This is a genomic window from Natranaerobius trueperi, from assembly GCF_002216005.1.
Lineage (GTDB): Bacteria > Bacillota > Natranaerobiia > Natranaerobiales > Natranaerobiaceae > Natranaerobius_A > Natranaerobius_A trueperi.
In genome coordinates this window covers 145,774-156,831 of sequence record NZ_NIQC01000002.1, presented here as the reverse complement: position 1 = coordinate 156,831, position 11,058 = coordinate 145,774, and the positions used below count along the sequence as shown (strand labels likewise).

Annotated in this window: 15 protein-coding genes; 9 read left to right on the top strand and 6 right to left on the bottom strand. The window is 32.4% G+C overall.

What is annotated here, in order from left to right; translation table 11 throughout:
• A partial coding sequence (locus tag CDO51_RS02025; protein ID WP_240503462.1) for a group II intron maturase-specific domain-containing protein occupies nt 1-626 on the top strand: 626 nt, incomplete at its 5' end.
• Between the two features lie 75 nt (nt 627-701).
• Here CDO51_RS02025 and CDO51_RS02020 read toward each other — a convergent pair.
• The 4 genes from CDO51_RS02020 to CDO51_RS02010 form a co-directional block, all read right to left on the bottom strand.
• Entirely contained in the window at nt 702-875 is a 174-nt protein-coding gene (locus tag CDO51_RS02020) for a 4Fe-4S dicluster domain-containing protein (RefSeq protein ID WP_089022621.1), read from the bottom strand.
• Nucleotides 876-934: 59 nt separating this feature from the next.
• Entirely contained in the window at nt 935-1,081 is a 147-nt protein-coding gene (locus CDO51_RS13685; RefSeq protein ID WP_158212273.1) for a hypothetical protein, read from the bottom strand.
• A gap of 21 nt (nt 1,082-1,102) precedes the next feature.
• Nucleotides 1,103-1,333, bottom strand: a complete 231-nt coding sequence (locus CDO51_RS02015; protein ID WP_089022620.1) for a hypothetical protein — start codon at nt 1,331-1,333, stop codon at nt 1,103-1,105.
• A 142-nt stretch (nt 1,334-1,475) separates the two neighbouring features.
• Nucleotides 1,476-1,667: a hypothetical protein gene (locus CDO51_RS02010; protein ID WP_089022619.1), complete on the bottom strand. Its 192-nt coding sequence runs from the start codon at nt 1,665-1,667 to the stop codon at nt 1,476-1,478.
• 306 nt (nt 1,668-1,973) lie between these two features.
• Between CDO51_RS02010 and CDO51_RS02005 the strand changes: the two genes are divergently transcribed.
• Together CDO51_RS02005 and CDO51_RS02000 are read left to right on the top strand one after the other, a co-directional pair.
• A complete protein-coding gene (locus CDO51_RS02005) occupies nt 1,974-2,177 on the top strand; it encodes a cold-shock protein (RefSeq protein WP_089022630.1) in 204 nt (67 codons plus the stop codon).
• Between the two features lie 74 nt (nt 2,178-2,251).
• Nucleotides 2,252-2,959, top strand: coding sequence for a DUF421 domain-containing protein (locus tag CDO51_RS02000; RefSeq protein ID WP_089022618.1), 708 nt, complete (start codon nt 2,252-2,254; stop codon nt 2,957-2,959).
• A 309-nt stretch (nt 2,960-3,268) separates the two neighbouring features.
• Here CDO51_RS02000 and CDO51_RS01995 read toward each other — a convergent pair whose 3' ends face one another.
• Nucleotides 3,269-3,448, bottom strand: a complete 180-nt coding sequence (locus CDO51_RS01995) for a hypothetical protein (protein ID WP_158212272.1) — start codon at nt 3,446-3,448, stop codon at nt 3,269-3,271.
• Nucleotides 3,449-3,801: 353 nt separating this feature from the next.
• On the opposite strand from CDO51_RS01995, the gene CDO51_RS01990 reads away from it, so the two are divergent.
• The 6 genes from CDO51_RS01990 to CDO51_RS01965 all read left to right on the top strand — a co-directional run bounded on the left by CDO51_RS01990 (nt 3,802) and on the right by CDO51_RS01965 (nt 10,025).
• Entirely contained in the window at nt 3,802-4,104 is a 303-nt protein-coding gene (locus tag CDO51_RS01990) for a DUF2325 domain-containing protein (protein WP_089022616.1), read from the top strand.
• Between the two features lie 118 nt (nt 4,105-4,222).
• Complete coding sequence (locus CDO51_RS01985; protein WP_089022615.1) at nt 4,223-5,551, top strand: FMN-binding protein; 1,329 nt, start codon at nt 4,223-4,225, stop codon at nt 5,549-5,551.
• 334 nt (nt 5,552-5,885) lie between these two features.
• Entirely contained in the window at nt 5,886-6,575 is a 690-nt protein-coding gene (locus tag CDO51_RS01980; RefSeq protein WP_089022614.1) for a lysylphosphatidylglycerol synthase domain-containing protein, read from the top strand.
• Nucleotides 6,494-6,958 (top strand): lysylphosphatidylglycerol synthase transmembrane domain-containing protein, encoded by a 465-nt coding sequence (locus CDO51_RS15270; protein WP_089022613.1) that lies wholly within the window; start codon nt 6,494-6,496, stop codon nt 6,956-6,958. Before CDO51_RS01980 ends, CDO51_RS15270 begins: the two co-directional genes overlap by 82 nt.
• 9 nt (nt 6,959-6,967) lie before the next feature.
• On the top strand, nt 6,968-7,705 hold the full coding sequence (pssA, locus tag CDO51_RS01970; RefSeq protein WP_158212271.1) for a CDP-diacylglycerol--serine O-phosphatidyltransferase: 738 nt from the start codon (nt 6,968-6,970) through the stop codon (nt 7,703-7,705).
• A gap of 1,114 nt (nt 7,706-8,819) precedes the next feature.
• Nucleotides 8,820-10,025 carry an L-lactate MFS transporter gene (locus tag CDO51_RS01965; RefSeq protein ID WP_089022611.1) on the top strand — a complete coding sequence of 402 codons (1,206 nt, stop codon included), beginning with the start codon at nt 8,820-8,822 and terminating at the stop codon, nt 10,023-10,025.
• A 222-nt stretch (nt 10,026-10,247) separates the two neighbouring features.
• On the opposite strand, the gene CDO51_RS01960 is transcribed toward CDO51_RS01965, so the two are convergent.
• Nucleotides 10,248-11,033 (bottom strand): polysaccharide deacetylase family protein, encoded by a 786-nt coding sequence (locus tag CDO51_RS01960; protein WP_240503461.1) that lies wholly within the window; start codon nt 11,031-11,033, stop codon nt 10,248-10,250.
• Nucleotides 11,034-11,058: the final 25 nt, after the last annotated feature.

Genomic DNA, 11,058 nt, shown 5'->3' with positions numbered 1-11,058 from the left:
GACATAAATTTGTGAGGTACGCAGATGACTGTATCATCTACGTCAAAAGTAAGAGAGCCGCTGAAAGAGTAATGACCAGCTGTACAAAATACCTCGAAGAGAAATTAAAACTTAAGGTGAATCGAGAAAAGAGCAACATTGGGAGCCCACTTAAGCTTAAGTTTCTTGGCTATTCCCTCTACAAAGCTAGAGGAAAGGCTGGAATACGACCACACCAAGAGTCCATAAAACGCTTCAAAGACAGGGTACGGCAGATAACAAGTCGTAAACGTGGTAAGTCAATTCAACAGACACTTAAAGAACTTAAAATGTTCACCACAGGCTGGTTAGGTTATTTTGCCATTGCAGATATGAAGAATAGAATTACCGCCCTTGACGTATGGATTAGGCGTAGAATTCGAATGTACTTGTGGAAGCAATGGAAGAAAATAAGTGCTAGGTTTAAGAATCTCAAGCGACTTGGAATATCCAAAGGGAAAGCTTGGGAATGGGCAAACACTCGGAAAGGATATTGGCGGATAGCCAATAGCTGGATATTATCAAGGTCATTAACAAATGAATACCTCGCATCAGTTGGATATGATGACATATCCAAAAGATACGAGGTACTGCACTTAAATCATTGAACCGCCAAGTACCGGACGGTATGCTTGGTGGCGTGAGAGGTCGGTAGATAAATTAATTATCTACCTCCTACTCGATTACTTGAAAGTTTCGTGAATTGTATCTAACCATCCTCTTATATCTAACCCTTGTGGACATTCAGTTTCACAAGCTCCACACTTTATACATTGTCCACCATCTCTATTTTGTTCTTGAAGTTTTCTATAACTCTTAAGAGACTTTTCAGGGTTATTGAATAAGAAGGTAATCATTATATTGAGTTAATATAGCAGGAATGGCTATATTTTTTGGTTTACAAGGAATACAATATCTACAATGCAGTACATCTAATTTTTAATTTTTCATGATATAGATTTTTTATCCTATCTATCACTTGTAAGTCTTCATCACTCAAACTATTAGGACTCATTTTATTTGCGATTTTTATGTTTTCTTTAACTTGCTCTAAAGTATTCATCCCACTTAATACAGTAGTGACTTATGGGTGATCAAGAACCCAAGTTAATCCCCATTCTGCTGGTGTACGTTGGACTGAAGCGGAATTAATAATATCCATAACTTTTGGAGGTTGATTTTGTGCGAGCCTTACCCCTCTTAAAGGTTCCATTATTGCTACACCGATATCTCTTTCAACGGCATATTTAATACCTTTTATTCCAGCCTGGTGATGTTCGTCTAAATAATTAAATTGAACTAAGATAAGTACCAATTATAAGAGTCAATTATTTCTTTATATAATTCAGTACCTGCATGAAAAGAAAAGGATGGATAGCGAATTTTACCTTCCTTTTGAGCTTTATCTAATTTAGTTAATTAATCAAACTTTTTAACTTTTTTCCAGTTTATTGGATTTAAAACATGTAGCATATAGAAATCAATATAATCAGTTTGTGTTTTTCCAGTTGGTCTTCTAAAAATATATTAAACTCATGTTCAGATTCCATTTTAGCTACAGGTAGCTTTGTAGATAAATAAACTTTTTCACGATAACCATTTGATGATGCTTTTCCTGTAACTACTTCACTATTCACTTCATGGTACATATGCTGTGTCTATGAAATTGATTCCATTATCTATTCCGTATCGAATTATATCTATTGATTTTCTTCGTCAATTTCACTTTGATTATTATTTTAAATAGCAAATCTTAAACATCCCAATCTTAATGTTGAAATGCTTATATCAGATTTAGGGATATTTCTATATAACATAATCTCCTTCCTTAATATCTTCTCTGTATTTTTTTTCTTGAAAATTAGTATTTTTCCTTTGAAAGATGTATTTTTTTAATGTTTTTGGTCAAGAGTAATAGACAGATAATATGCATTAAGGAGGAAGTTATTTAGATGATGAAAGGTACAGTAAAATGGTTTGACTCTAAGAAAGGTTATGGTTTTATTGAGAAGGAAGACGATGGTGAAGATGTATTTGTACATTTTTCTGCCATCCAACAAGAAGGTTTTAAGACCTTAGAAGAGGGCCAACAAGTAGAGTTTGAAGTAAAGCAAGGAGATAAAGGTCCTCAAGCAGATAACGTACAAGTTGTAGAGTAATTGAGTAATGCAGCAGAGCATACTAGTATGCTCTGCTGCAATCTTTGTAAAATTGCTCTCGGGAGGGTACCGGTTTGGGACTTACTATTTTTATTAGAACTATTATATTTTACTTTATAATATTAACATTGTTTAGAATAATGGGTAAGCGAGAGGTAGGTCAGCTTTCTGCTTTTGACCTTGTCGTTTCGATTATGATAGCTGAAATTTCTGTATTAACTATTGAAGATGAAACAATCCCTATCTATGCAGGAATAATCCCCCTAGTATCTTTAATGGGGCTCGAAGTTATGTTTACTAAATGGGGACTAAAAAATAAACTTATACAAAAATTAACACAGGGCTCACCAAGTGTTTTGATTGAAGATGGAAAGATTAAAGAGCAAGAGTTAAAAAAGGTTAGGTTTGATTTAAACGAATTAATGGTACAACTTCGTCAACAAAATGCACATAATATTAGTGAGGTTGAGTATGCCATTTTAGAACCAGATGGTCAGCTAAGTGTTATTATAAAGAATGCACAAAGGCCAGTTACAAAACAAGATTTAAACATAAATGCACCTTATGACGGACTGCCAGTACCTTTAATTATGGATGGTGAAGTTGAGTATGGGCATTTAAAAAAAGAAAACTTAACTGAAAAATGGTTAATCAGTGAGTTGAAAGAGCGAGGTTTTAGTTCTCCGCAAGAAATTTTATATGCTAGTTTAGATTCACAGAGAAATTTATATGTGAGTCCTAAAGAAAAGTATGCTTCTAAAGAAAAAACACCGTCTCAATAAACGGTATCTTTAATGTATATATTAACAATTAACAATTTTGTAAATCCAAAACAGATTGGCTAACGAATTAGTTGAGTTAACTTTATTAAATTGAAGAGTAGCAAGTTTTTGATAGAAGTTTTCGAAAAAGCGGTGGAGAGATGATTCTCTCTTCTCTTTTTTTTACTTGCTGTTGACCAGAGATGGGTTTAAATAAACCTAGCTCGAGATACGATCAAGGTTTAGGTTATTTTTCTAGATCAACCGATTATAACCGCCATCATACTATGAGAAATTAATAGGTAGTAGTTTCATACTATTTAACAACAGTTATCTTGTTAGGTAAACCGATTTTAGTCCATAATAATTTCCTTCTGGATCCGTTATAAAATCATTTTTTATTTCTTCTTGAAATCTACCCGTTATTAATAACTTTTTGGGATAGTTTTTATTTAGAATATCTGTGGCAATATCTTGAGTTTGATGCTGTTTGCTGTTAGTAGGTAGCACCAGTAGGTTCTTTTTCCATTCTGGCATTATAGCTAGCAGAAAGTTTAAGTTGTTCATCTAATATAATTTTCATCGGAGTCACTAATTGCATGATATCGTACTTATCAAGTACGCCTAAATGTCTGGTGTTTTTTTTGCACCCCAGCTAGCATGGTAGCATAATGTTTATTACATATCATATTATTTTGCAACTATTAGAATATTGTCTTGACAATAGCTCAATTATAATCTAAACTAAAAAAGCACTTGAAAACGATTCTCATTCTCAAACACTCTTTTTTTACTTTGTATTGCGAATGTTTTTCAATAAGTTGATCTTTTAATTAAATATAAGCTTACAGGAGGAAAAATGTATGACGGTTTTAATCGTAGGTGGTGATAGGGTAGACAAAATTAAGGAGTATTTAGAACAAGAAGTTGGTGCGACCCAAATAAAACATGTAACAGGCAGAAAAGAACGTACTATGGAACTGCACTCTAACCTAGATTTAGTGCTAGTTTTAACTGATTTCATTAACCATAACCTTTGTAAGAATATTAAATGTCAAGCTAAAGAAAAGTGTGTACAGACTTTATTCTCTAAAAGATCACTAGCTTGTATCATAAAATCAATTCATTGTTTGGAAGGAGAGGGTTGTAAAGGAATACACAATTAATTATCGTTTGTGATTTATCTAAGGCAAACTAATGTATATTTTCTATACCTTTAAATAAAAACTGAAGTTATTTTTAGTAACTTAATTAATCAACATTATAATTTAGGAGGGGGAAAAAATGAAATCATTTGATCGTATTGCTTTAATATTAGGCTTATTAGTAATTGCTTTTTCACTAGTTTTCACTGGTTGTGGAGTTGAAACTGAAGAAGCAGAAACTTCACAAAAGGAAAATAATGAAGAAACTAACAACAACGAAGTTTTTGAACCTGCAACCTGGACACAAAATACTGATAACACTGACTTCCAAGATGGAACATACCGTGGATACTTTGGTGACGGTGGTGACATGCAAGTAAACGTACAGTTTACTCTTGAAGACAATGAAATCACTGATATTAACTTTAGACATTTAGAGTATGGTGGAGATGACTACTTAGAATCAGAAGATGATACTATAGTTGGGCTTAAAGAACAACATAAAGAATTATTAGATTATCTAGAAGGTGAAGATGTAAGGACAAGCCTCGAAGGACTATACGAACCAGGAGAAATTGTTGATGATGAAATAGATGGTGATAGTGGTGCTACTTTAAGAGCTAATAAAATTGCTTATGCTGTAAGAGATGGACTTAATAAAGGTGTTTATAGCTTTGACGGTGAAGTTCCAGAAGGTTATAACCCTGTATTAGGAGAAAGTTTTGAAGATGGAACTTATCGTGGAGTTTTTGGTGATGGTGGCGACATGCAAGTAAATGTTCAGTTTAGTCTTGAAGATAACGTGATTACGGATATAAGTTTCAGACACTTATATTATAGTGGTGACGATTATTTAGAGTCTGCTGATGAAACTATTGAAGGCTTTAAAGAGCAACATAAAGAGCTATTAGACCACCTAGAAGGTAATGACATTAGAGAAAGTTTAGTTGATCTTTATAAACCAGGAGACATTGTAGATAGTGAAGTCGATGGAATATCTGGTGCAACTTTACGTAGTAACAAGATCATCTCAGCTGTAAGAGATGGTTTAAACAAAGGAGTTTACAGTGGCGACATTGCAGATGCTTATACTCCACTTCCAGGTCACAGCTTTGAAGATGGAACCTATAGAGGTATCTTTGAAGATGGTGGAGATATGCAGGTTAATACTCAGTTCACTCTAGAAGATAATGTGATTACGGAGATTGACTTCAGACATTTATACTATGGTGGCGAAGACTATCTAGAGACTGATGATTTAACATTTGGGGCTATTGGTGAACAACATCTAGACCTATTAGATTATGTAGAAGGTGAAGACATAAGAGTAGTTATTGCAGATCTTTATGAACCAGGAGATATTGTAGAAACAGAAGTAGACGGGTTTAGTGGCGCTACAATTAGATCTAACAAAATTATTTACTCAATAGTTGATGGACTTAATAAAGGGATTTACACATTACCATAACTTTAGATGAGTAGTAACTCCCAGAGAAACGTCTCTGGGAGATTTTTATATTCCTTGTACGTTTGCTTTTTCTGTACGTACTTTAAGTTGAGCAGAATTATTAGATATCATATTAATTACTTACATTTCCTGTTAGCCTAAATTTTTCGCAAAAGATTCTATAGGTGATAATATCACAGAACAACTACACATCGTTTTAACTTCTCTTGACAAAGTAATGTAATAAGGGATAAGATTATATCAGCACTGATTGAGAATGATTTTCATTTTAGCCAATTTTTAATCTTTACCTACTATGTTTTTTGAAGTTATTATAAATTGGAGTGGATTTTAAATGAAAAAGAGAACTAACTATGGGTACTGTAAACAATTTAAAAATACCTTAATTAGAGCCTTTAAAATTTTATTTTTTATTGGTGTATTAATTTTTTTAGTCTTTAATTTACCTGAAATAATCCCTCATATAAAAACAGTTTCTTACTCATCCGTTACAGGCTTAGTTTTAATGCAATTGTTTACATTACTAGTAATAGCATATCAGTGGAAACTTTGCGACAAAGTAATAGATTACAAACCTAACCCAAAACACCCAATAATGCACAATAAACTCAAAGTAAGTGATTTTTGGATCTTAAATAGTTATGGAAAACTATGCGAAGGGATCACACCAGGGGTTAAAACAGGTGGAGAAGGGTTAAAAACTGTAATGCTTGTTAATAAATTTAATTACAAGAAGAAAGACGCACTAATATTAGTGTTAATACAAAAAAGTATTAGCTTAGTTAGTTTTGTAGTTGTATTAGCTGCTCTTTGTGTTATATTATCAGCACAAGGAAGCTACACTTTAATAAATTATTCAAATATATCACATCTGCTAATTATTATAACTGTTGCGCTAATATTATTACTCCTTATTGTAAATTTCTGGGGTAAAAAAAGTAAATTAAAGTATTTTTTGAAATTTCATCAGATAATAGTTATTTTAAGAAAAAAGAAGCTTTTTGTTTTTCTAGCTTTTTATTAGGAATAATTAATTGGACCCTTCTTGGTTGTTCTACTTTATTAATTAGCCAAAGTTTAGGTTTAGATCTTTCTGTAATACAAGCTTCTAGTGCCACTTTCATAGGCTACTTGTTTGGTATGATACCAATGAGTCCAGGAGGTATAGGAACTTACGAAGGAGCAATGACATTACAACTCTACAATTCAAATGTCTCTCAGGATTCTGCACTTAGTTTAAGTATTTTGAGTAGAGTTTTCACTTTTTGGATAGCTATCTTAATCTCATTTTTATCCATAACTTTAATTAAAATTACACATAAATTTCAATGGTTTACTTTTCTCTCGTACAGTCGAAGATCAAATTTCAATCAAGACTTAGCTAGTCCTCAAAATAAGATTAGGTAGGTGTTTAAATTGAACAGTCTTATTAGTTTAGATAAAAGTACTTTAATACAAGCTATCCCTTCTGTGATAACATTAGGAAATTTATTATTAGGGTTTTTTTCTATAATTCTAGCTATCAATGGTGAATACAGATGGGTTGTATCCTTAATAATCATATGTATGTTTTTAGATTTTCTAGATGGCAAGGCAGCAAGATGGCTTGATGTTGCAAGCCCTTTCGGTAAGGAACTGGACTCTCTAAGTGACATTGTATCCTTTGGTGTTGCACCTGCTGTATTAACTTTTATGATATTGCCTTACCATTTTTATTGGGTCGTATTAAATCTAATACTTTTTTTAGTATGTGGTGCTTGTAGACTTGCTAGGTTCAATGTGGAAGGTAAGAATCAAAATCAGTTTACAGGTTTCCCTATTACTACAGCTGGAGGACTACTGGCTTTAGTAAGTTATTATAACAATATACTACCACCAGTTATTCTTTTTACAATAATTATTACTTTATCTATACAAATGGTTGGTTGTGTCCCTTTTTCAAGTTTAAAAGGTTCTAATATACAACAATCGCATTATTTTAAATTGTTAAGTTTAACCTTCGTTTTCTTATCTGGTGTAGTGTCGATCTTATATCCTTTCATTATGGCGATTGTACTAGGAATTTATTATTTAAGTGGACCAGTTTTATACTTTCCTATAGTTTATAAGAAACACTCACAACATTTATTACAACTTGCTAGACTAAAATTCTAACTGATTAAAACCTCGGAGTGATCTCTCTGAGGTTTTTTATTGCCTGTAAGTCTGTCCTTTTGGATTTTATCCAAATCTAATCCACAAAAATTTGTATAATTTAATTTGTGAACGTAAATTATACATAGAGCTTAATACTGATTATGGGGGTAAGAATGTGTCAGAAATAAAAGTAGAGTAGAAGAATGTACTTATAATAATAGTGAGCTGTGCTTAGCTTCTACTATTGAGGTAAACTTAGAGTAAAAGACCACATAGTTAGTAATACTGATAACACAGCTTGTGAAACTTTTATGCCAGATGGAAAAAGAGTTAGTCAGTAATCTAGTTAGTTAAGCACTGGAAAACGCTATAAGATGGTCTCTTTAAGTAGGGGCCATTTTATTTATATTTCGAAACTAATATAGTAATATATAATATTAATAAAGAAATTCGATGAGTTTCATTTTTTATGGTTATATCTTCTACTTGACATAATAATAGAAAAAGGGTAGAATTCTACCGGCATAGATCGAGAATGATTTTCAATTTTGTTCAATATTTTATTATTACTTACTTTGTTTTTTGAAAGTCATTATAGTTTGAAGCGGGTACTTTAACACTTTAAAAATGCCTTGATTAGATCTTTCTATAATCTAAGCCTCTAGTGCAACTTTGAGGGCTACTTTTTTGGTATGATACAATGAGATCAGGAGGAATAGGAACCTGCGAAGGAGCAATGACATTACAATTCTACAATTCAAATGTTTTTCAGGATTTTGCACTTAGTTTAAGTATTTTGAGTAGAGTTTTCACTTTTTGGATAGCTATCTTAATCTCAATTTTATCCATAACTTTAATCAAAATAACACATAAATTTCAATAGCTAATTTGTCTTATATAGTCGAAGATCAAACTTAAATTAAGGCCTATCTAACCCTCAAAGTAAACTTGAGTAATTGTTTAAATTAAATAGTCTTATAGTCTTATGTCTAGTATATAGACAAGCTAGACACTAATGACTGTAGTCTGGTCGTATGTATTTAGAACTACCCAACTTTTCGAAAAAATGGTTGAGAGAAAGTAAGAAAATGGTTATGATTTAAACGAAAGATGGAGGAGTGTTTGAAAACTGATGTTCTCGAACAAAACTATAAAATCTAATAACCGATGGGCACTTATTGTTTTAGGTATTCTGATTATGATGTTTTTAGGTACAGTCTATTCTTATAGTGTGTTCAGAGTTGCATTAGAAAATGAATTACAAGTAGGTTCAGCTAAGAGTGGAATGCCATATATGGTTGCCTTAGCTTTTTATGCATTATTTATGTTCTTTACTAGTAAACACATTGAGAGCTCCCATCCTAGAAATGTTATCATTACAGGTGGTCTTTTAGTAGCACTGGGATGGATACTATCTTCGTTCGCTACAGATATTTTTGTATTAACAATTACCTACGGGTGTATCAGTGGTGCGGGTGTAGGAATAGCATATGGTGTTCTCATGAATGCTGCTGCGAAGTGGTTTCCTGATAAAAAGGGATTTGCAGTAGGATTGATCCTAGTTGGATTCGGACTTTCACCATTGATAACGGCTCCAGTTGCTAGAATTTTAGTTGTAAATTTTGGTGTAATGCGAGCTTTTTTTATTCTTGGAGTAAGCTTTGGCGTATTATTACCAGTATTAGCATTTCCATTTAAATACCCTAGTTGTGAAGATGTATCTAGTTACAATTATAAAACTCAACATTCTCATGATTCAGAAGATATACCATTAAAAGAAATGATTAAAACTATGAGTTTTAAAGGGGTTTATTTAAATTTTACTATTGGAACAATGATAGGGCTTATGATGATTGGAATGACTAATAATGTAGGCGTTGATTATTTTGAACTTGAATCGTTAATGGTGACAAGGTTGATGGCTATATTTGCAATTTTTAATGGCATAGGTAGACCAATTTTTGGTTGGATTACTGATCGTTTTGCTTTAAGAAATACAATGATCCTATCGTTTCTCTTGATATCGGTAGCTGCGATGGGCTTAATTACTTTAGGCAATGATATTGTAGTTTATATCATCACATTTTCGATATTTTGGTTTAATATGGGAGGATGGCTTGCGATAGCTCCAACTTCAACACTCAAACTTTATGGAATAAAAAATTATAGTGATAATTATGGACTGGTTTTTACTGCATATGGTATAGGTGCAATTGCTGGTGTTACAAGTTCTGGTATTCTACTTGATTTTCATGGTAATTATCTAAATGTATTTTATTATGTAATTGCTCTGTGTTTGGTTGGTGTAATTCTAACCAATAAGTACATTAAAACTTAAAAAAAGCTAAGTCTGATTAAGTTCAGACTTAGCTTTTTTTATTGGGAAGATGATAAGAGCAATATAGTTTGATATTGGAAAGAAGTTTTTAATATCTATACTGCAGTAACCTAGAAAGAAGAAAGCTAGCGCTTAAATGATTTTCATTTAAAAATAGCAGAAACTTAAACAGATAGATTAAAGTACTTTGAACAAATAGTTTGAAATTTATTGACTAATCACTTAATTTTCTGGGACCTGTAGTCCATTAGTGGGTTCGACATAATAATTATCTTTATAGATTAGTTCAGAGATGGGAACAACTTCATAACCTTGTTCTTTGATTAACTCTTTTAAAATATTATCTACTGCTTCAGGTGTATAAGTACCATTGTTATGAAATAACACAATCTCTCCTGGCTCAACTTCGTCTAAAACAATAGATTCAATATAATTTGCATCAGGTGCTTGCCAATCAAGTGAGTCAATACTCCATTGAATTGGATAATAGTCCATGTCCTCCAGGGTTTCTACAAGTAGATCATCATAGTCACCGAAAGGCGGGCGAAATAAAATAGGTTCTTCTCCTGTGATATCGTAGAGTTGATGATGTACTCGTTCTACTTCTTCACGAATCTGTTGTTCATCTAAATTAGTCATATGAGGATGTGTTAAACTATGATTTTCAACTTCATGACCTCTTTCTGAAATTTCTTCTGCCACATCAGGGTAGTTTTCTAACCAAAACCCTGTCACGAAAAACGTAGTTTTGATATCGTACTTATCAAGTATGTCTAAAATGTCTGGTGTTCGTTCTGCACCCCAGGCAGCATCAAAAGAAATTGAAATTTTCTTTTCTTCTGTATCTACTGAATAGATTGGTACTTTGCGCTCATCTGCAGTTATTGGTATTACGGTTGGAGTTTTCTCTTCAATAATAGAGAGATATCCAAAGGTACCTATAACTACAAAAAAACCAATTAACAATAACAATGAAGCCTTTCTTTTGAAATTAACACTAAAAAACACGGATTAATTCCCCCTGAAGTATTTT